Here is a 20,732-nt window from a genome sequence, read left to right on the forward strand (position 1 = left end):
CCGGGGTCCGTGGCGCGCCGTATCCATACCGGCATCTACCCGAAAAACCGGGCGTTTCTTCGGTAGCCTCGGCTCGCCCCACCACTTTCCATCACTTTCCACCGCTTGCCCGCTCGCGCCCGCGCTCCCGCCCCGGTCTCCTCCCCTCCTCCGGAAGGGCCCCGCCGCCATGACGTACGACATCTCCACCGCCGCGCTCGGCGTGTACTCCGAGGTGGGGCGCCTGCGCAAGGTGCTCGTCTGCGCGCCGGGCCTCGCCCACCGCAGGCTGACCCCCACCAACGCGGACTCCCTCCTCTTCGACGACGTGATGTGGGTGGAGAACGCCCAGCGCGACCACGCCGACTTCGTGGCGAAGCTGCGCGCCCACGACGTCGACGTCGTCGAACTGCACGACCTGCTCGCCGCGACGATGGCCGTACCCAATGCCAGGTCCTGGCTCCTGGACCGGAAGATCGTGCCCAACGAGGTCGGGCTCGGCCTGGTGGACAGCACCCGCGCGTACCTGGAGTCGCTGGAACCGCGGGCCCTCGCCGCGTTCCTGATCGGCGGGCTCGCGGTGGCCGACCTGCCCGCGGAGCACCGGCCGCCGTACGCCGCCCTCGTAAGGGAGTCGACCGGTGGACGCGAGTACCTGATGCCGCCGCTCCCCAACACCCTCTATACGCGTGACACCACCTGCTGGCTGTACGGCGGTGTCACTCTCAACCCGCTCTTCTGGCCCGCCCGGCACGACGAGACCCTGCTGATGGCCGCCGTCTACCGCTTCCACCCGGACTTCGCGGGCGCCACGGTGTGGTGGGGCGATCCCGAAGTCGACTGGGGCCAGGCGACGTTCGAGGGCGGTGACATCATGCCCCTCGGGAACGGAGTCGTCCTGATGGGCATGAGCGAGCGCACGTCGCGGCAGGCCATCACCCAGGTCGCGGCGGCCCTGTTCCGGGCGGGCGCGGCCGAACACGTCATCGTCGCCGGGATGCCGAGACTGCGGTCCGCGATGCACCTGGACACCGTCTTCACCTTCGCCGACCGCGACATCGTCAGCCTCTACCCGAAGATCATGGACAGCGTCCGCACCTTCTCGCTGCGCCCGAGCGACCGTGCGCCCGGCTTCGACATCACCGACGAGGGGTCGACACCGTTCGTCGCGGTCGTCGCCAGAGCGCTCGGCCTGCCGGAACTGCGGGTCGTGGAGACGGGCGGCGGTGTGTACGCGTCGGAGCGCCAGCAGTGGGACAGCGGCAACAACGCGGTGGCGGTGGAACCCGGCGTGGTCTTCACCTACGACCGCAACACGCAGACGAACGCGCTGTTGCGGAAGGCCGGAGTCGAGGTCGTCACCGTCGTCGGCGCGGAACTCGGCCGGGGGCGCGGCGGCGGACACTGCATGACCTGCCCGTTGATCCGGGAGCCCGTGTCGTACTGAGACGGCGCGGAGTTGAGAGGCGCGTGGGGCGCCGCGGTGGGTTCTTGTCCGTACGCACGAAGGCAGGCACGCAGGCCATGACGTCAGACCGCTCCCGCGGCCACACCCGCGCCCCGGTCCGGGTCCACGGCGCCGGTTCGCCCGACCGGGCCGCAACTGTCCGAGCCGTCCCGGCCGTCCGGGCCGTCCTCGCGGTTCTGGCCGCGCTGGTCGCCGTCGTGCCTGCCCTCGCGGCCGGCCCCGCCGCCGCCTCGGCAGTCGGAGCGAAGGGAGGTGCGGGCCCCGGAGCGATCGCCCCCGCGGTCGCTCCCGCGATCGCCTCCGCAGCCGCCCCCGGAGGCGGCGCGGCGGGCGGGGCCGGAGCGGACACGGCGGCCGGATTCAGCCAGTCCGTGCTGTTCACCGCCCGCGCCGACCCGCGCTACGCGTGCTTCCGCATCCCGTCCCTCGTCCGTACCGTGCGGGGCACCCTGCTCGCCTTCGCGGAGGGGCGGAAGCTCAACTGCGGTGATGCCACCGACATCGACGTCGTCCTCCGGCGGTCCTTCGACGGCGGCAGGACATGGACGCCGCTCCAGGTCGTCGATCCGGGCGGCGGCGAGACGCACGGCAACCCGGAGCCGGTGGTCGACCGGACCACAGGCCGCGTCTACCTGGCCACCACGTACAACGCCGCCACCCAGGGCGGTGTGCCCTGCGCCACGCCCTGCGACCGCACCCCCCACATGCAGCACAGCGACGACGACGGAGCCACCTGGTCCCGCCCCGTCGACCTGACCGCCTCGATCCGCGACCCCGCCTGGAACTCCTGGTACGCCACCGGCCCCAACCACGGCATCCAGCTGACGTCGGGGCCCCACCCCGGCCGCCTCGTGCTCGGTGTCAACGCGGAAAGCTACGCGGACGGCCGTACCACCGCCAACTACGCGGCCCTCGTGCACAGCGACGACCACGGCGCGACCTGGCACCTCGGCGCCACCGACCGCTGGCCCGTCTCGCCCGAGGACGGCACCTTCCGGCAGAAGCCGTCCGAACTCGCCATGGTGCAGCGCGCGGACGGCTCCCTCTACATCGGCGGGCGCGAGGAGGCGGGCACCGACCTCGGCACGCGCGACTACGCCGTCAGCACCGACGGCGGCGACAGCTTCGCGCGCCCCTTCTCCGCCGTGCCCGACCTCTACGCGCCCGGCGTCGAGGGCTCCCTGCTGCGCCTGGGGGACCGGTTGCTGCTCGCCTCGCCCGCCGACCCGGCCCGCCGCCGCACCATGGAGATCCGCGCCTCCTACGACGACGGCCGCACCTGGGAGGCCGTCGACCAGGGCCGGATCGTCACCACCGACTGGTCCGGCTACTCCGACCTGGTCCGGGTGCCGGGCGGGACGACGGGGCTGCTGTACGAGGGCGGCGCGGTCAGCGCCACCGACGAGATCCGGTTCGCGCGGTTCACCGACGACTGGCTCGGCGCGCCGCCCGCCCCGTACGCACGGACGCGCGACCTGGCCCCCGGAGCGCCGGACGCGTACGTGCTGGGCGGGGCTCGCACCGTCCCGGGCGTGTTCGGCGACGCGCTCTCCTTCAACGGTGCGGACGACGCGGTACGTCTGCCGTACCGCCGTCAACTCGCCCTGGAAAAAAGGGACTTCACGATCAGCCTGTGGGTGAGGACGCGTTCGGGGGCGCCGGTGCGCGGTGCGCTGCCGCTGCTGTCGATGGGCGGTGCCGGTCCGCACCAGCCCCAGGTGACACTGGGCGTGGAACCGGCCGGCACGGCGGACGGGAACGGGAACGCGGACCTCGGCGGGAGGCCGGGGTGGATCGTCGGCACCGTCATGGCGCAGGACGGACCGTCGCCCGTCGCGCCCGCGTCGACCGCCCTCGACGTACCGTACGGCGACGGGCGGTGGCACTTCGTCGCGCTGCGCCGCGCGGGCGGCACACTCACGCTCACCGTGGACGACCGGTCCACGAGTGTCGCGGGGGTGGCGGGCTCGGTCAGCGAGACGTCGCCGTTCGGGGTGCACATCGGCCAGTCGGTCGACAGCAGAAGCCACTTCACCGGTGACCTGGATGAAGTGCGGCTGTACGCACGCGCATTGACGGCACGTCAGCTGGCTGCCCTCCGCGCGTTCAACGTGCCGGCCTCCGCGCTCTCCCCCTCCCTCGGGCCGCCGCCGGTGCTGTGGCTGCCACTCGACTCGGTACGCGCCGGGAACCGGTAGTCCCCGCGTACGGGCCGCGTAGAGTGATCCACACGTTCGAAGGGGACGGCCCGGGCCGGGAACGTGAGGCAGGGGCGGAGGAGGCGCGTGCGGACCAAGCGAGCGCGTGTGCTGCTGGTCGACGCGGCGCCCGGCGGGCTGCTGGACTCGGAGTTGGAACGGTTCCTCGGCCACGGCCTTGCCATCACACTGAACCTTCGGCGGGTGGACGACCCGGTCAGGACGCGGGCGGCCTGGGGCGAGCGCGTGGAGTTCACCGACTTCGACCCCTTCGACGAGCGGGCGCTGATCGCCGCGACCGTACGGGACGGGGCCGGCCACCGGTCGGTGAAGTCCCGCGCGGGCGTGCCGCTGCGCGCCGCCTTCCTCGCCGCCGCGGCCGATCCCGGACTGGACGGGCCCCTGCGGGTGATCGGCCGGGCCGGGGCGGGAACCGACCACGTCGAACTGGCTGCGGCGAGCCGGCACGGCGTCGCCGTCACCCACACGCCGGGGTCCAACGCCACCGCGGTCGCGGAGTTCGCCCTCGCCCAACTGCTCACCCTGGCCAGGGAGCTGCCCGCGCACAACGAGGCCGCGCACAGCGGTCGCTGGAGCGCGCCCGCCACGCCCGCGCGCGGACTGTCGGAACTGACTCTGGGAATCGTGGGGTTGGGCCGCATCGGGCAGGCGCTCGCACGGCGTGCGGACGCGCTCGGCCTGTCCGTCCAGGGCTTCGCGCGGCGCCCGGCCGTGGCCGCCGACGCGGTGCCGGTGCCCGTGCCCCGGACGGATTCGCTCGCCGCTCTGCTCGCGACGAGCGACGTGGTCTCGCTGCACGTACCGCTCACCCCGTCGACCCGGGGGATGATCGGCCGGGCGGAACTCGCCCTGATGCGGCCCGGTTCGATCCTGCTGAACACCGCGAGGGGCGGCATCGTGGACGAGCGGGCCCTCGCCGATGCCCTGGCCGACCCGGCGCATCCGCTCGCGGCGGCGGCCGTCGACACCTTCGCGCACGAGCACGCCGCGTTCGACTCGCCGCTCTTCGGCCTCCCGAACGCCCTGCTCACACCGCACATCGCCGGGATGACACGGAGCGCCATGTCGACGGCGGCGCTCCAGTGCGCCGACCACATCGCCGCGCTGCTGGCCGGCCGCCCGGCCGGGGTCCCCGTGGTGACCGGCTGACCCGGCGGGTACGTCCGGTACGTCAGGGTGCGCCGGCCCCGTCCGGTCCGGTGCGCGGGGCGGTGTCGAAGTTCCAGGCCAGGATCGTCGACGGGCCCTCGTCGCGTGCGCCCGCCGACAGGTACGTCGAGCGCGCGGCCACGTTGTCCGTGTCGGCGCCCACCCACATCCCGTAGCAGCCGTGTTCGCCCGCGCGGCTGGCGAGCGCCCGCGTCAGCGCGCGGCCGATGCCCATGCGGCGGTACGGCTCGGCCACCTCCAGCTCGTACAGGGCCATCTCGGTGCCCTTGTCCGGATGGCTCATCTCGACGCCGGACACGAAACCGACGGGGGTGGTGCCGTCCAGGTAGGCGATGAGCATCACGTGTCCGTCGGCGCCGAGGAACCGGCGGGCCCATTCCTCGCGAACGGTGCCGTCGAACAGGTACTGGGCGGTGATGAGTTCGGCGACGGTCGTCGCCTCACGGAGGGAAAGGCCGGTCGACAAGGGACACCTCTCTGCGTGCGGGGCGTGGGGGCGTGTCACGGTGTTGTCCGTGGTGCATGCGATGCGTACGGTAAACGCGGTACCTATGATTATGTTCGTTTCGTGTCATATGCGTGTCCTGTGCGTGCCGTGGACTGTACGTGTTGCGCGTGGCGCGTGTCGGGCGCCGTGGCGGGGCCTGCGGGCCTGCCATCGAGGGACGGCTCGGGTGACGAGCCGTCACTGTCAGTGGTCCCGCTTAGAGTTTGGGCATGGAGATCCGAATGCCCTGGCGGCCCCGGCCGCACGCGCGGTGGACCGCGGTGCTGGCGGTGCTCGTCGTGCTCGTCGGCGCCGGGACGTGGACCGCTGTCGCCGCGTCGGGCGGCGGCGTGCCCGCCGTGCACCGTGCGGACCGGTTCATGGACATGCCGGGGGCGAGGATCGACACGTCCTTCTTCGTCGCCGACACGGGGCCGGGCGGCGGCGCGGGCGGCCGGCGGCCCGCGATCCTGCTGGCGCACGGGTTCGGCGGCAGCAAGGACGACGTGCGCGGCGAGGCGGAAGCCCTCGCGCGGGACGGGTACGCGGTGCTGACGTGGTCGTCCCGCGGCTTCGGCAGGTCGACGGGCAAGATCGGGCTGAACGACCCGGCGTACGAGGTGAAGGACGTGTCCCGGCTGATCGACTGGCTGGCCCGGCAGCCGCAGGTCCGCCTCGACGGGCCGGGCGATCCGCGCGTCGGCGTCACGGGCGCGTCGTACGGAGGCGCGATCTCGCTGCTGGCCGCCGGGTACGACAGACGGGTCGACGCGATCGCGCCCGAGCTCACGTACTGGAACCTCGCGGACGCGCTGATGCCCGACGGCGTCTTCAAGAAACTCTGGGCCGGGATCTTCTTCTCCACGGGCGGCGGCTGCACCCGCTTCGAGGCGAGCCTGTGCGAGCTGTACGACCGGGTCGCGGTGTCGGGCACGCCGACGGCGGCCGACCGGGCGCTGCTGGAGAAACGCAGCCCCTCGGCGGTCGCCGCCCGTATCGACGTGCCGTCGCTGATCGTGCAGGGGCAGACGGACTCGCTCTTTCCGCTCGGCCAGGCCGACGCGATGGCGAAGGCGATCGGGGGCAACGGCGCTCCGGTGGCGGTCGACTGGACGGCGGGCGGCCATGACGGCGGAGACCAGGAGACGGACCGGGTGCGGGGCCGGGTCGCCGACTGGTTCGACCACTACCTGAAGGGCGACAAGGGCGCGGACACGGGCCCCGCGTTCCGGGTCAGCCGCACGGGCGGGATCGACTCCACGGACGGCGCGACGGACCTGCGCGGAGCCGAAGCCGACCGCTATCCGGGGCTGGCGGGCGACCCGGCGCGCCTGGCGCTGACGGGTGGCACGCAGACGTTCGCGAATCCGGCGGGCGGCAGCCCCCCGGCGATCTCCGCCGTGCCCGGGCTCGGCGGACTCGGCGCGTTCGCGTCGGGGGCGGGCGGCGGAGGGTCCGGCGCCTCGTCGGGCGGCGATGCCCGGTCCGGAGGCTCGGACTCCGGTTCGGACTCCGGTAAAGGTTCGGACTCCTCTACAGGCTCCGATGGTTCGGGCAGCTCGGGCAGCTCGGACTCCGGCTCGGGGAGCGACGTGAGCGGGTTGTCCGCCGCGGGGCTCGGGCTGTCCCTCGACTTCCCGGGGCAGTACGCGCAGTTCGTCTCGGGACCCCTCGCCCACTCCCTGCGGATCACGGGCTCACCGACCCTGCGGGTGCGGGTGTCGTCGTCCACCGGGCGGGCCGTCCTCTTCGGCAAGGTCTACGACGTCGGGCCGGGCGGCGGCGGGCAGGTGCTGCCCTCGCAGCTCGTCACCCCGGTCCGCGTCGATGGCGCGGCCCACGGCAGGACGGTCGAGATCACGATGCCGGCCGTCGACCACCAGGTCGCCGCGGGCCACCGGCTCAGGGTCGTCCTCGCCGCCACCGACCTCGGGTACGCGTCGCCCGCGGCGCCGGCCGTGTACCGGGTGTCGCTCGCGGGTGGCGGGATCTCCCTGCCCACCGACCCCGCCCTCACCACCGGTTCGACCGCGCTGCCGTGGTGGGTGTGGGGGCTGCCGTCGGCCGGCCTCGTCGTCGCCGCGGCCCTGCTGCTCACCGCCCGGCGGCGATCCGCCGCAGCTCCGCCGGAGCCGGAGCTCGCGGAGGTGCCGCTGCGGATCACGGGCCTGACGAAGCGGTACGCGAAGTCCGCCGACCGGTACGCCGTGCGCGACCTGTCGTTCCAGGTGGAGAAGGGCCAGGTGCTCGGCCTGCTCGGGCCCAACGGCGCGGGCAAGACCACCACGCTGCGCATGCTCATGGGGCTCATCGGGCCGGACGCGGGCGAGATCCGGATCTTCGGGCACGCGGTCCGGCCGGGTGCCCCGGTGCTGTCGCGGGTCGGCTCGTTCGTGGAGGGCGCGGGTTTCCTGCCGCACCTGACGGGCCGGGCCAACCTGGACCTGTACTGGCGCGCCACCGGCCGCCCCGCCGAGGACGCGCACATCGAGGAGGCGCTGGAGATCGCCGGCCTCGGCGACGCGCTCGCGCGTGCCGTGCGCACGTACTCGCAGGGCATGCGCCAGCGGCTGGCGATCGCCCAGGCCATGCTGGGCCTGCCGGATCTGCTGATCCTGGACGAGCCGACGAACGGCCTCGATCCGCCGCAGATCCGCGAGATGCGGGACGTGATGATCAAGTACGCGGCCGACGGGCGCACGGTCATCGTCTCCAGCCATCTGCTCTCCGAGGTCGAGCAGTCCTGCACGCACCTCGTCGTGATGCATCGCGGCCGGCTCGTCCAGGCGGGGCCCGTCGCGGAGATCACCGGCTCCGGCGACACGCTGCTGGTCGGCACCGAGGAGGAGCTGTCCGCGTCGGCCGTCGCGGACATCGCCGCCCTGCCGGGCGTCGCCTCGGCCGTGCGGACGGACGCGGGCCTGCTCGTACAGCTCGGCGGCGCGACGACGAACGCGCTGCTCGCCGAGTTGCTGCGGCTCGACATACGGCTGACGGGAGTCGGCCCCTACCGGCGCCTGGAGGACGCGTTCCTCACGCTCATCTCCGGCGGGGGAGCGGCGGCCGACGGCGAGCCGGCCGGCGGCCTCGTCACCGAAGGTTCAAGGCCCGTCGCCCCAGGAGGCGCCGTATGAGCACGCTCACCGAGTCCGCCCCCGGGTACCGGGCCCGGCGCACCCTGCCCGTCGGAGTCGAATCCGTACGGCAGTTGAAGCGGCGGCGGACGCTCGCCATGGGTCTGGTGCTCGGGCTGCTGCCGTTCGTGCTCGTCGTGGCGTTCGCCGTCGGCGGCACGCCCGGCGGGGCGAACGGGCAGATCACGCTGATGGACACGGCGACCAGGTCGGGCGCCAACTTCGCGGCGACGGCGCTGTTCGTGTCGGCCGGGTTCCTGCTGGTCGTGCCGGTCGCGCTGTTCTTCGGGGACACCGTGGCGTCGGAGGCGAGCTGGTCGTCGCTGCGCTATCTGCTCGCGGCCCCGGTGCCCCGCGCCCGGCTGCTGGCCGGGAAGCTGATCGTCGCCCTGTGGATGAGCGCGGCGGCGATCGTGCTGCTGCCACTCGTCGCGCTCGCGGTCGGGACCGTCGCCTATGGCTGGGGCCCGCTCGAACTGCCCACGGGCGGCTCCCTGCCCACCGGGGAGGCGCTGTTCCGGCTCGCGCTGGTCGTCGTCTTCGTCTTCGTGTCCCAACTGGTCACGGCGGGACTGGCGTTCTGGCTGTCCACGAAGACGGACGCGCCGTTGGGCGCGGTCGGCGGCGCGGTGGGCCTGACGATCATCGGTAATGTCCTCGACGCGGTCACGGCGCTCGGTGACTGGCGCCAGTTCCTGCCCGCGCACTGGCAGTTCGCCTGGATCGACGTGCTCCAGCCGCAGTGGGAGTGGGCCGGAATGCTGAAGGGATCGGCGGTGTCGGTCGCGTACGCGCTGGTGCTGTTCGCGCTGGCGTTCCGCGGGTTCGCCCGGAAGGACATCGTGTCCTGACGCGGGGGCCGGCCGGGGCCCGGCGCACCCCCGTGGCGCCGACCCCCCCGCCCCGCCGTCCCCGCCCGGATCAGGCCGAGGCGCGGTTCAGGTGGCGCAGCTGTATGTCGGCGAGGGCCTGCCGCTCCGCCGCCATCGTCCGCAGCCCGATCGAGACCCGGCGCGCGTCGACCCCGTCAGGGTCCGCGACCGGGAACGGCCGGCCGAGCGGCGTGTAGCGCGTGCCGTACGGCTGAGGCCTGCCCAGCTCGACCGCGCAGTGGTCCGTCGCGTACGCGGCGTGGATCGGCGAGCACTGCCCGCGCTCCACGGCGTCCGTGATGAGGTCGCGGCCCGTGAGCTGGAGCGGCAGGTCGTCCGCGTGCAGCAGGATCATCAGGGCGGCGGTGGACGCCTCGGCGCCGACCAGGGCCGCCGACGGCCAGCCGTGCTCCTCCACGATCTCCCGCAGCGCCGCCGCGTTCGCCGCACGGCACCGGACGAGCCGCCGCCGCGCGTGCGGGCCCGGCAGGCGGTGCGCCGTGGCCGTCAGCGCGCTGTCCTGCGCGACCCGGTCGAGCAGTTCGCGGGCCAGGCCGTCGAGCCCGCAGAGGTCGTCCGGCCCGGTCGCCCCGGTGACGTCGGTCCCGCCGGGCATGTCAGTCGCGTCAGCCGTGCCGGTAGTGCCGGTCGCGTCGGGCGGGTGCGCGCACGCCGGTGCGGGCGAAGGGGCCTGGCTCGTGCGGCCCGTACCGTTCGTCTCACGCATCGCGCACCCCTGGTCGCTTCGGCCGGCCTTCGGAGCCCGCTCGTCCCGGCGCCGCCGGTCCCGAACCCCTCACCGCTCCGCTCTCCCGGACTCCGCGTCCGCGAGACAGACGCTCGCCCAGACCGTGCGCCCGCGGCCGTCCGCGCCCGGCAGGGTGCCCCAGGACCCGGCGACCCTGTCCACCAGGAACATTCCATGGCCGGAGGGCGGCGCGTCCGCGGGCCCCTCGTCGTCCACCGCCACGCGCACGCCGTGCGCGAAGACCTGCGCCGTACAGCTCACCACCGAACTCTCCGTGCGTAAAACGGCGTTGGTGACCAGCTCGGAGACAACGAGCTCTGCCAGGTCGCACAGTTCGCCGGGCAGGTCGCAGGCCCGCAGGTGGGCGTGGACCCGGCGCCGCGCCGCGGAGACGGACGCGTGCCGCCGCGGGAAGGCGTGCGTGCAGGCACGCGCGCGGACCTCCGGGTCCCGGTCCGGCGACAGCAACTCGACCGGCCGTGCGGCGCGTTGCTGAAGTGCCACCTGTTCCTTGATACGAGCCACGCGCTCACTATGCGCGCTGACTCGGTCACGCCGCAACTAACTGTCTGATAATTTCAGAATGCGCGTCATCGCTCTGGCACTGTGCAGGGAGCACCTGTCACACTCGACTGGTGAGGAAGCGTCAGGTGGTGACGGTGTGGTGAGTGATGCCCGATCTGGGGTTCCGGGAGTCTCGGGATCGCCGGGGAGCGGGAGTTCGCCGACCGTGTTGCGCATCGTGCTCGGGAAGCGGCTGCTCGCACTGCGTGAGCACGCGGGCGTGTCCCGCGAGGCCGCGGCCGCCGTGCTCGACGTGACACCGCTGACGATCCGGCGGATGGAGAACTCCGAGGTCGGCTTCAAACTGCCCTACGTGCGGCTCCTGCTGGAGACGTACGGGGTGACGGGGAGCGAGGCCGAGCAGTTCACCGAGCTCGTGAAGGACGCCAACCGGCCCGGCTGGTGGCACCGTTACCGGGACGCGGTGCCCGGCTGGTTCAGCGCGTACGTGAGCCTTGAGGACGAGGCCAGCCTGATCAGGACGTACGAACCCCACTACGTCCCGGGGCTCTTGCAGACCGAGGACTACGCGCGCGCGGTCCTCGGGGCGGGCGCCCACGGCACTGAGGAGGAGCTCGACCGGCGGGTGGCCCTGCGGGTCAAGCGCCAGCAGCTGCTGACGAAGTCCGGCGCCCCGATGCTCTGGATACTCCTGGAGGAGTCCGTGCTGCGGCGCCCCGTCGGCGACTCGCCCGACGTGATGCGGGCGCAGGTGGACCACCTGCTGGAGGCGACGGCGATGCCGAACGTGACGCTCCAGCTGATGCCGTTCGCGATCGGGCCGCACCTGGGGGCGTTCGGCCCGTTCCACCTCTTCCGCTTCGATCTCACGGAACTGCCGGACATCGTCTACACCGAGAACCTGACGGGCGCGGTCTACCTGGACCGCCGCCCGGACAGCGCCGCCTATCTCGAAGTACTGGACAACCTGGCGGCGCGGGCCGCCTCGGTGCCCGAGACCAGGGCGTTTCTCCAGAACATACGCAAGGAGCTCTGAATGAAGCAGGACATCTACAACGGCATGCCGTCGGACGACCTCGGTGCCGACGGCTGGGAGAAGCCCTGGAGCGGCCCCAACGGCGGGAGTTGCGTGGAGACGAAGAAGCTGGACGACGGCCGGGTGGCGGTCCGTCAGTCCACCGATCCGGGCGGCCCCGCGCTGATTTGTTCCGACGATGCCATGGCGTGCTTCGTCGAAGGCGCGAAGAATGGCCTCGCCGACTTCCTGCTGTAGGCGTACCACCGGGTTATCACCGAGAAACGGACGGACCGAGATGACCGACCTCGACCAGGTGTCGCTCGACGACATCGACACCAGCAAGCCGCACCCGGCGCGCATGTACGACTTCTACCTTCAGGGGAAGGACTACTACGAAGCCGACGAGATCGCCGGGAACAAGGTCCTTGAGGTCTTCCCGACCATCAAGATCACCGCCCGCGTGAACCGCTCGTTCATGCACCGCGCCACGCGGTACCTGGCCTCCGAGGCGGGCGTCCGGCAGTTCCTGGACATAGGGACGGGCATTCCCACCCGGCCCAACCTCCACCAGGTGGCGCAGGACGCCGCGCCCGACGCCCACGTCGTGTACGCGGACTACGACCCGGTCGTGCTGCGGCACGCCGAGGCGCTGATGCGCAGCACGCCCGAGGGCCGTACGACGTACATCCAGGCGGACGCGCGCCAGCCCGAAACCATCATCCAGAGCGCCGAGTTGCACGAGACGATCGACCTGTCGCAGCCGGTGGGCCTGTCGCTCAACGCGCTGCTGCACTTCGTGCCGGACGAGAACAGGCCGTACGAGATCGTGCGCTACCTCCTCGACCAGCTGTGCCCGGGAAGCTACTTGGCGCTCTCCCACTGCACCGCCGACTTCGCCCCGGAGATGTGGGCGGGGGTCGCCGAGGTCTACCACCGGGGCGGCATCCCGCTCCAACTGCGCACCCGCGACGAGGTGGCGGCGTTCTTCGACGGCCTCGACCTGGTGGAGCCGGGCGTGGTGACGCCGCACAACTGGCACCCGGACGGCATCGCGGTCGCCGGCACCTCCGACGAGGCGGTGTCGATGTACGCCGCGGTCGCCCGCAAGCGGTAGCGGTCGCGAGCAGCAGCGAGTGGTAGCGGTCGCGGTCGCAAGCGGCAGCGGCAGCGGTCGCGCGCAACCGGCGGCGGCCGGCGGGTCGGGACGTCCGGGAAAGCAGGCATGTCCGGGAGGGCCCGGGGCAGGTGGACCGGAGGAACACGGAGGAAGCGGGGCGTGCGTGACCGTGCGGGCAGTGCGCCATATACGCGTCTTTTCACGCAGAGCGACACGTGGCACGCTTACGCCGTGACTGTGGATTCCCTCGTGCGCGAGGTCGTCGGCGCATATCTCTCCCTGACCGACGCCGCCGTTCCCGGCCTGGTCCAAGGGCTGTACCTGACGGGCTCCGTGGCCCTGGACGACTTCCGGCGCCGCCGCGGGGACATCGACTTCGTCGCGGTCACCGCGGTGCCCCCGTCGCCCGCTCAGGTGGCGGCGCTCCAGCAGGCACACGAACGGCTCGCCGGGCATGTCCGCAGGCCGTTCTTCGAGGGCCCCTACGTGACGTGGGACGAACTCGCGGACGACCCCTCCGGCGCCGCGCCGGGACCGTACGCGCACCGGAGCAGGCTGCTGCCCGCGGTGCCGCACGGCAGGCAGCCCGCCACCTGGCAGGTGCTGTCCCGTCACGGTGTGACGATGCGCGGCCCTGGCGCCCAGGACCTCACCGTCGACACCTCGCCGGGCGAGCTGGTGCGCTGGGCGCGCGAGGGCTTCGCGCGCTACTGGCGGCCGTGGTGGGAGCGCAGCCCCCGGCCGTTCACCTCGGAGGGACTCGCCGTCCTGGGCGGGGAGGCCGTCGAGTGGGGTGTGCTGGGTGTCAGCAGGGCGCACCAGGCACTCGTCACGGGCGAGGCGGTGTCGAAGACGGCGGCGGGGGAGTACGGGCACACCGCGTTCGATCCCGTGTGGCACCGGATACTCGACGAGTCCCTGCGCATCCGGCGGGGCGGCGAAGGCCGTTCGGGTTATGCCGGGCCGCCGGCGCGGCGCAGGGACGCGCTCGCCTTCGTGGAGATGGTGATCGAGGACGCGACGGCCCGGGCCTGAACTCCCGCGCCGGGCTCAGCTCTTGTCGGGCGTGGCGTCGGAACCGCCGGAGCGCTCGGTGTCGTCACCGCTGCCGTCCCCGCCCTCGGCGGGCTCGGCGGCCTCGGCGGCTTCGGCGTCCTCGTCTTCGAAGTACGCGTCGAGCACGGCGTCGAGCCGCTCGTTCCACTCCTTGAGCACGGCGCGGCTCGGGGCCTCGGCGTCGGCCTCGTACGAACGGCGCAGGTGGGTGTGGACGACCACACCGAACCGCTTGCCGAACCGGGGGACGACGACCTCGACGGCGCCGATCTCGTCCCACCGGAAGTCGGCCTCCTGGTCGTCCAGGGTGAACCGCACGCCTCTGCGGCCGGCCGTGATGGAGGCCCGCCGGTCGGACGCTTCGAGGGAGGGGCCGTCGTCGGGACCCTCGTCCGCGCTGCCGTCCGAGCTGTCGTCCGCCTCGTCGGTGTCTGCGGCGTATGCGGCGTCCGAGGCGTCCGCGACATCGGTGGCATCGGTGGCGTCAGTGGTACCGGCGGCATCTTCCGGGTCCGGCTTTCCCGGCTTCGCGGGTTCCGGCGCATCGCTGTCGGCATCGGCACCGCCCGCGTTCGCGGCGGGGCCGGTGCCGCCGGATCGGGGTGACGGGGGCGTCTGCGCCCCGGTCCCGGTGTCCTCGGCCTCGGGGGCGCGGAGGTTCACGAGACCGGGCACGTAGGCCGGGTCCACACCGGCCCCGGCCGCCGCTACGGGCTGGATGTTCGTATCGCTTCGCTGCTCCACGGCGGGAAGTATGGCGGAACAACCTGTGCGGGGAAAGCCGCGCCGGTCCCGGCGGCTCGCCGCGCCGGCAGTCCGCCGATTGACATGCAAGTAAATGGTTGCATGATGGAGGTGTGACTGCGGAGATGGACCTGGTGTTCAAGGCGCTCGCCGACCCGACGCGCCGGTTCCTGCTGGACCTGTTGCGGCGGCAGGGCGGCCGGACGCTGGGCGAGCTGTGCGCGGGCCTCGACATGTCGAGGCAGGCGGTCACCCAGCACCTCGCGGTACTGGAGGCGGCCCATCTGGTCAGCACCGTGCGCCGGGGACGGGAGAAGTTGCACTACCTCAACCCGGTGCCGCTGCACGAGATGCAGGCGCGCTGGATCGACCGCTTCGAACGGCCCAGGCTCCGGGCCCTGGCGGACATCAAGAAGGAGGCGGAGGAAGCCATGAGTGGCAGTGGCAGTGGTAACAGCAAGGGAGGCGGCGCGGGCGGCGGCAGGCCGTCGTTCGTGTACGTCGTGTACATCGAGAGCACCGCGGAGAAGGTCTGGGACGCGCTGACGGACGCGGACCTGACGGCCGAGTACTGGGGGCACAGCAATGTGTCCGACTGGCGTGAGGGCTCCGCCTGGCGGCATGTGCGGGCGGACGGCTCGGGCATCGCGGACGTCGTCGGCACGGTGGCGGAGTCCGTACGGCCGACCCGTCTGGTGACGACCTGGGCGCCACCGGACGCGGCGGAGGGATGGGTGCCGTCGCGTGTGACGTTCGACATCGAACCGTACGAGGCGATCGTGAAGCTCACGGTGACCCACGAGGACCTGGCGGACGAGGAGGAGCTGGCCGGGATCTCCGAGGGCTGGCCCGCGGTGCTGTCGAACCTCAAGTCCCTCCTGGAGCGCGGCACGGCGCTTTCGACGGCGCCCTGGTCGATGGGGACCGAGGAGGCATGAGCCGGCCGGACCGAGGCGTGAACCGGCTGGTCGAGGCATGAACCGGCCGGACCGAGGCGTGAGCCGGCTGACCGAGGCGTAAGCCCGGTGCGGGGCGGCGGCGCACCTTGCAAGGCCGCCCCGATGGTACGTGCGCGAGCCGGCGACACCACGTCCGTCGCGAGGCGCCCCCTGCCACCGCTCCCGCGCTGCTACGGTGCGTCACCGTAGCCGTACTGGTCGTCACCCGGGAGTGTGCGTGAAGGTCGTCTGTGTCGGTGGCGGGCCCGCCGGCCTCTACTTCTCCATCCTGATGAAGCTGAGGGACGGGGGCCACGACGTCACCGTCTACGAGCGCGATCCGGCCGGCTCCACGTACGGCTGGGGTGTCACCTACTGGGGCAGCCTGCTGGACAAGCTGCGCGCGGGCGACCCGGTGTCGGCGCGCGCCGTCGAGGACGCGTCCGTGCGCTGGAGCGACGGCGTCGCGCACGTACGCGGGAGCACCACCCGCCACCGGGGCGACGAGGGTTTCGGAATCGGCCGGCACCGGCTGCTCGAACTGCTCGCGGACCGGGCGGCGGACCTCGGTGTGCGTGTCGTGTACGGGCACGAGGCCGAGCCGGGCGACCTGGCGGACGAAGCGGCGGGCGCCGGCCTCGTCGTCGCCGCGGACGGGGTGCGCAGCGCGCTGCGCGGGAGGTGGGCCGACCACTTCGGCACGGAGGTCACCGTCGGCCGCAACCCCTACCTCTGGCTCGGCACCACCAAGGTCTTCGACGCCTTCACGTTCTCCTTCGTCGAGAGCGCCCACGGCTGGATCTGGTGCTACGCCTACCGGTTCGGGCCGGAGGCCGGCACGGTCGTCGTGGAGTGCGCGCCGGAGACATGGCGCGGCCTCGGCCTCGACCGGGCGACCGAGGCCGAGGGCCTGGCCCTGCTCGGCGACCTCTTCGCCGACGTGCTGGACGGCCATCCGCTCACCGGCGGGGGAAGCGCGGGCGGCGGCCCGGCGCGCTGGCTGACCTTCCGTACCCTGACGAACCGCACCTGGCACCGCGGCAACGTCGTCCTGCTCGGCGACGCCGCCCACACCACCCACTACTCGATCGGGGCGGGCACCTCCCTCGCGCTGGAGGACGCCCTCGCGCTCACGGCCGCGCTGCACTCCGCCCCTGCGGGTGTCGCGGACCGCACACCGGACCCGGCCGCGCTCGACGCCGCGCTGACCCGCTACGAGAGCGTCCGCAGGGCCGAGTTGCTGTCGGTGCAGAGCGCGGCGCGCTACAGCGCGCGGTGGTACGAGGACCTGCCGCGCTATGTGCGGCTGCCGCCCGAGCAGATGTTCGCCCTCCTCGGCCAGCGCCACTCGCCGCTGCTGCCGTACGTGCCGCCGCAGCTCTACTACCGGCTGGACCGCGCGGCCGGACGGCTGGAGTCCCTGCGCAGGCTCAAGCGGTGGCTCGGTCCCCGGCTGGCGGGATCGCTGCACGCCAGGAACAGCCGCTGACACGGCCGCCCGCGCCGCGTGACGGGCAGTCAACGGGCTTTGCGCCAGCGTGCGTTCCGGTATGGCGCCTTCTGGTACGGCGGACACCCCGGGGTTAGTGTCTCGCCGTGTACCTGCCACCCCAGGCGCACCACCCCACGCTGGAGGAGCCTTCCGTGCGCAAGAGACTCATCGCGTCCACCGTCCTCACCCTCGGACTCTCCCTCGCCCTGCCCGCCACCACCGCGTCCGCGATCGCCGCAGGCACCCACGCCGGCCCCGGCGCGCCCGGTATCGGCGACCCGTACTACCCGACGTACGGCAACGGCGGCTACGACGTCTCGCACTACGACCTCGACCTCGGCTACCAGCCGTCCACCGACCGCCTCTCCGGTACCGCCGTCGTCACGGCGACCGCCACCCAGGGCCTCACCAGCTTCGACCTCGACTTCGCGCTCGACGTCAGCTCCGTCACCGTCGACGGCCGCCCGGCCCGCTTCGCGACCAGCGGGGAGCAGGAACTCGTCATCACACCCGCCCGCACCATCCCGCGCGGCCACCGCATGACCGTCGCCGTGACGTACTCCGGCGTTCCGTCCACCGTCCAGAAGTACGGCTTCACGTCCTGGCAGCGGACCCCCGACGGCGGTGTGGCCGCCAACGAACCGGAGTCGGCCTGGTGGTGGTTCCCCAGCAACGACCACCCGCTCGACAAGGCCACCTATGACGTCACCGTCCGGGTGCCGAAGGGCGAACAGGCCCTCTCGAACGGCCTGTTGGTGTCGCAGCGCACCGCCGGGGCCACCACCTCGTACCACTGGCGGCAGAACCGGCCGCAGGCCACCTACCTGGCCACCCTCGCCATCGGGCACTTCGACATCACCCACAGCCGTACGCGCACCGGCGTGCCGGTCGTCAACGCGTACAGCACCGCACTCTCCCCCGAGGTCAAGGCCGACGCCCGGGCCAGTGTGGAGCGTACGGGGGAGATCATCGACTTCCTGAGCGGCTACTTCGGCCCCTACCCGTTCGACGCGGCGGGCGGCTACGTCCCGAACGTCACCTCCCACTTCGCCCTGGAGACGCAGACCCGCGTCTTCTACAGCCCCTCGTTCTTCGCCACGTCCACCGACACGTCCGTGGTCGCCCACGAACTCGCCCACCAGTGGTGGGGCGACGACGTCTCCCTGAAGCGCTGGTCGGACATCTGGCTCAACGAGGGCTTCGCCGGATACGCGGAATACCTGTGGGCGCAGCACGAGGGGACCGGGACCCCGCAGGAGCTGGCGCGGAAGGTCTACGACAGCCACCCGGCGGACGACCCGTTCTGGACGGTGAAGCCGGGCGACCCCGGTGCGGCCAACCAGTTCGACGACGCGGTCTACGACCGGGGCGCCGCCGCCATCCAGGCGCTGCGCGACACCATCGGTGACACCGCGTTCCTGAAGCTCCTCAAGGCGTGGCCCGCGCAGCACCGTTACGGCAACGGCACGATCACCGAGTTCCGGCAGCTCGCGGAGCGCCTCTCGGGCCAGGACCTGAAGGACTTCTTCCAGACCTGGCTCTACACCCCGGCCAAGCCGGCGGCCTTCCCGTCCGGCCACTGAGCGGCCGCGGGGGGGCCCCCGGCGGGCCGGGGTCCGCAGCGGACTTTTCGTACGGCGTATACGGCATTACGGCGTGCACGGCATTACCGCGTCTGCGGCGCGGACTGTGCGCCGTGGGCGCCGTGGCGTGGGGAAAAATTATGCAGGCAGGCTGTACAGGTAAGACTGGACAGGTAAGCCTGTAGACCTTAGCGTGGAACGCATGAGCGAGAACCCGAGCCCTTCGCCCTCGGCACTTCAGGCGTCCCGTGAGGTCCGTGCGGTCATCGGCCCCCTGCGGCGCCGCATTCTGAACGCCGCGGAGGCCGAGGACCTCACCCTGGGCCAGGCGTCCGTCCTGGGCCGCCTGGCCGGCAAGGGGGGCGTCACGGCGAGCGAACTCGCCGCCGTGGAAGGCGTGCGCCACCAGTCGATGACCGCGATCGTCACCTCCCTCGCCGCGATGGGTCTGGTGGAACGCAGCCCGGACCCGGACGACGGACGCCGCCTGCTGATCGCGGTGACCGCGGAGGGGCAGCGGCGCGTCGAGGAGGGGCGGCAGGCCAGGACGGAGTGGCTCGCCGGCCAGTTGCAGGACAAATGCACCGAGGAGGAACGACGAACCGTGATCGCCGCCATGACCCTGTTGCAGAGGCTGACGCATGACTGAGGTGAAGGCGGACGCCGCGACCGAGGCGAAGGGGCCGGGCTTCGACCGGCGGCTGCTGCCGCCGATGATGCTCGGCTCGGTCCTGAACCCGGTCAACTCGACGATCATCTCCGTCGCGCTCATCCCCATCGGCAGGGCCCTGGGCGCCCCGCCCGCGCAGACGGCGTGGCTGGTCTCCGCCCTCTACCTGGCCACCTCGCTCGGGCAGCCGGTCGTGGGCCGCCTCATCGACATCTTCGGGCCGCGCAGGCTCTTCCTCCTCAGCACCACCCTCGTCGGCGTCGCGGGCGTCATAGGCACCCTCGCGCCCAACCTGGGCGTGCTGATCGCCGCGCGTGTCCTGCTCGGATTCGGCACCTGCGGCGGCTATCCGGCGGCAATGGCCCTGGTGCGCAGCGAGGCCAAGCGCACCGGCCGGGACAGTCCTGGCGGCGTACTGACCGCGCTCGCGGTGGCCAATCAGACCATCGCGGTGGTCGGACCGCTGCTCGGCGGCGTGCTGATCGCGGTGGGCGGCTGGCGGGCCACCTTCGGGCTGAACGTGCCGCTGGCCGTCGCGGCCGTCCTGCTGGGCCTGTGGCGGCTGCCGAGGTCCGCGGGGACCGGCGAGTCGCCCCAGCGAGGACGTCTGGTCTCCCAGCTCGACCTGCCGGGCATGGCGCTGTTCGCCGCGACGCTCACCTCGCTGCTGCTGTTCCTCATGAACCTGCACCTCGCCAACTGGTACCTGCTGGTGATCGTCGCCGCCGCCGGAGCCGGGTTCGCGGTGCGGGAGCTGCGGGCCGCCGTCCCCTTCATCGACCTGCGCGTCCTGGGGGGCAACACGCCCCTGCTCGCCACGTACGGACGCGCGCTCGTGGCCTACGTCGTCTCGTACTCCTTCCTCTACGGTTTCAGCCAGTGGACGGAGGAGGGCTACGGGCTTTCGCCCTTCCACGCGGGGCTGGTGCAGATCCCCATGTTCCTGCTGGCGATCGGCGTCTCGATCGTCTCCGGACGGCGCCGGGGCGTGCGCGGCAAGCTGCTGGTCGGCTCGGTCGGACAGATCGCCGCCTGCCTGGTGATGCTGACCCTCACCGGCGGCAGTCCGCTGTGGAGCCTGCTCCTGGTCGCCCTGGTCTTCGGCGTTCCGCAGGGGCTGAACAACCTGGCCCTCCAGAACTCCGTGTACTTCCAGTCCGATCCCGAGCGGACCGCCTCGTCGGCCGGACTGCTGCGTACCTTCGCCTACGTCGGCTCGATGGTGGCCTCCTCCGCGACCGCCGCGTCCTTCGGGCAGCGCGCCGACACCAGCGGCATGCACCAGCTCTCCTGGATCATGCTCGGCGCCGGTGTCCTCTACCTCCTGCTGACCGTCTTCGACCGCACTCTCGGCCGCGGAACGACAACGGACAGCGCGGAGGAGAAGCCCTCCACATAGCCGACCGCGGCCGGGTCCACGCCCGCGCGCCGCGTCAAACGCGCGCCCTGCAAGGCCCTCGAAAGGCCCGCAAGGCCCCCGCTCGCCCCCGCCGCAAGGCCCCGTACGACCCC

Annotated in this window: 18 protein-coding genes; 14 read left to right on the forward strand and 4 right to left on the reverse strand. The window is 72.5% G+C overall.

Annotation, left to right across the window (positions count from 1 at the left end; all coding sequences use genetic code 11):
- Window positions 1–169 precede the first annotated feature (169 nt).
- The 3 genes from LCE31_RS18880 to LCE31_RS18890 all read left to right on the forward strand — a co-directional run bounded on the left by LCE31_RS18880 (window position 170) and on the right by LCE31_RS18890 (window position 4,815).
- Complete coding sequence (locus LCE31_RS18880) at window positions 170–1,426, forward strand: arginine deiminase (protein WP_225015676.1); 1,257 nt, start codon at window positions 170–172, stop codon at window positions 1,424–1,426.
- A 77-nt stretch (window positions 1,427–1,503) separates the two neighbouring features.
- Window positions 1,504–3,645 (forward strand): sialidase family protein, encoded by a 2,142-nt coding sequence (locus LCE31_RS18885; RefSeq protein WP_225015677.1) that lies wholly within the window; start codon window positions 1,504–1,506, stop codon window positions 3,643–3,645.
- A gap of 87 nt (window positions 3,646–3,732) precedes the next feature.
- Window positions 3,733–4,815: an NAD(P)-dependent oxidoreductase gene (locus LCE31_RS18890; protein WP_225015678.1), complete on the forward strand. Its 1,083-nt coding sequence runs from the start codon at window positions 3,733–3,735 to the stop codon at window positions 4,813–4,815.
- A gap of 22 nt (window positions 4,816–4,837) precedes the next feature.
- Here LCE31_RS18890 and LCE31_RS18895 read toward each other — a convergent pair whose 3' ends face one another.
- Window positions 4,838–5,302 carry a GNAT family N-acetyltransferase gene (locus tag LCE31_RS18895; protein WP_225015679.1) on the reverse strand — a complete coding sequence of 155 codons (465 nt, stop codon included), beginning with the start codon at window positions 5,300–5,302 and terminating at the stop codon, window positions 4,838–4,840.
- Window positions 5,303–5,553: 251 nt separating this feature from the next.
- Between LCE31_RS18895 and LCE31_RS18900 the strand changes: the two genes are divergently transcribed.
- Together LCE31_RS18900 and LCE31_RS18905 are read left to right on the forward strand one after the other, a co-directional pair.
- Entirely contained in the window at window positions 5,554–8,457 is a 2,904-nt protein-coding gene (locus tag LCE31_RS18900; protein ID WP_225015680.1) for an alpha/beta fold hydrolase, read from the forward strand.
- Window positions 8,454–9,308, forward strand: coding sequence for an ABC transporter permease (locus LCE31_RS18905; protein WP_225015681.1), 855 nt, complete (start codon window positions 8,454–8,456; stop codon window positions 9,306–9,308). Before LCE31_RS18900 ends, LCE31_RS18905 begins: the two co-directional genes overlap by 4 nt.
- A gap of 70 nt (window positions 9,309–9,378) precedes the next feature.
- Here LCE31_RS18905 and LCE31_RS18910 read toward each other — a convergent pair whose 3' ends face one another.
- Together LCE31_RS18910 and LCE31_RS18915 are read right to left on the reverse strand one after the other, a co-directional pair.
- Window positions 9,379–10,056 carry a DUF6624 domain-containing protein gene (locus tag LCE31_RS18910; RefSeq protein ID WP_225015683.1) on the reverse strand — a complete coding sequence of 226 codons (678 nt, stop codon included), beginning with the start codon at window positions 10,054–10,056 and terminating at the stop codon, window positions 9,379–9,381.
- A 69-nt stretch (window positions 10,057–10,125) separates the two neighbouring features.
- Window positions 10,126–10,602 carry an ATP-binding protein gene (locus LCE31_RS18915; protein WP_225015685.1) on the reverse strand — a complete coding sequence of 159 codons (477 nt, stop codon included), beginning with the start codon at window positions 10,600–10,602 and terminating at the stop codon, window positions 10,126–10,128.
- A 205-nt stretch (window positions 10,603–10,807) separates the two neighbouring features.
- On the opposite strand from LCE31_RS18915, the gene LCE31_RS18920 reads away from it, so the two are divergent.
- The 4 genes from LCE31_RS18920 (at window position 10,808) to LCE31_RS18935 (ending at window position 13,772) form a co-directional block, all read left to right on the forward strand.
- On the forward strand, window positions 10,808–11,638 hold the full coding sequence (locus tag LCE31_RS18920) for a helix-turn-helix domain-containing protein (protein ID WP_225015687.1): 831 nt from the start codon (window positions 10,808–10,810) through the stop codon (window positions 11,636–11,638).
- Entirely contained in the window at window positions 11,639–11,875 is a 237-nt protein-coding gene (locus LCE31_RS18925; protein WP_225015689.1) for a DUF397 domain-containing protein, read from the forward strand.
- Between the two features lie 40 nt (window positions 11,876–11,915).
- Entirely contained in the window at window positions 11,916–12,734 is an 819-nt protein-coding gene (locus tag LCE31_RS18930; RefSeq protein ID WP_225015691.1) for an SAM-dependent methyltransferase, read from the forward strand.
- A gap of 234 nt (window positions 12,735–12,968) precedes the next feature.
- Window positions 12,969–13,772 carry a DUF4111 domain-containing protein gene (locus LCE31_RS18935; protein ID WP_225015693.1) on the forward strand — a complete coding sequence of 268 codons (804 nt, stop codon included), beginning with the start codon at window positions 12,969–12,971 and terminating at the stop codon, window positions 13,770–13,772.
- Window positions 13,773–13,787: 15 nt separating this feature from the next.
- Here the strand turns inward: LCE31_RS18935 and LCE31_RS18940 are convergent, their stop codons facing one another.
- On the reverse strand, window positions 13,788–14,537 hold the full coding sequence (locus LCE31_RS18940; RefSeq protein WP_225015695.1) for a hypothetical protein: 750 nt from the start codon (window positions 14,535–14,537) through the stop codon (window positions 13,788–13,790).
- Between the two features lie 125 nt (window positions 14,538–14,662).
- Here LCE31_RS18940 and LCE31_RS18945 point away from each other — a divergent pair, with 125 nt between their 5' ends.
- From LCE31_RS18945 to LCE31_RS18965, 5 genes are all read left to right on the forward strand, one after another.
- A complete protein-coding gene (locus tag LCE31_RS18945) occupies window positions 14,663–15,475 on the forward strand; it encodes an ArsR/SmtB family transcription factor (protein WP_225015704.1) in 813 nt (270 codons plus the stop codon).
- 238 nt (window positions 15,476–15,713) lie between these two features.
- Entirely contained in the window at window positions 15,714–16,964 is a 1,251-nt protein-coding gene (locus LCE31_RS18950) for an FAD-dependent monooxygenase (RefSeq protein WP_225015697.1), read from the forward strand.
- A 155-nt stretch (window positions 16,965–17,119) separates the two neighbouring features.
- Entirely contained in the window at window positions 17,120–18,550 is a 1,431-nt protein-coding gene (locus tag LCE31_RS18955) for a M1 family metallopeptidase (protein WP_225015698.1), read from the forward strand.
- A 202-nt stretch (window positions 18,551–18,752) separates the two neighbouring features.
- Window positions 18,753–19,199 (forward strand): MarR family winged helix-turn-helix transcriptional regulator, encoded by a 447-nt coding sequence (locus LCE31_RS18960; RefSeq protein WP_225015700.1) that lies wholly within the window; start codon window positions 18,753–18,755, stop codon window positions 19,197–19,199.
- Window positions 19,192–20,619 (forward strand): MFS transporter, encoded by a 1,428-nt coding sequence (locus LCE31_RS18965; RefSeq protein ID WP_225015702.1) that lies wholly within the window; start codon window positions 19,192–19,194, stop codon window positions 20,617–20,619. The genes LCE31_RS18960 and LCE31_RS18965 overlap by 8 nt, the downstream gene beginning before the upstream one ends.
- Window positions 20,620–20,732: the final 113 nt, after the last annotated feature.

This window comes from Streptomyces sp. 8L (assembly GCF_020176795.1).
GTDB lineage: Bacteria > Actinomycetota > Actinomycetes > Streptomycetales > Streptomycetaceae > Streptomyces.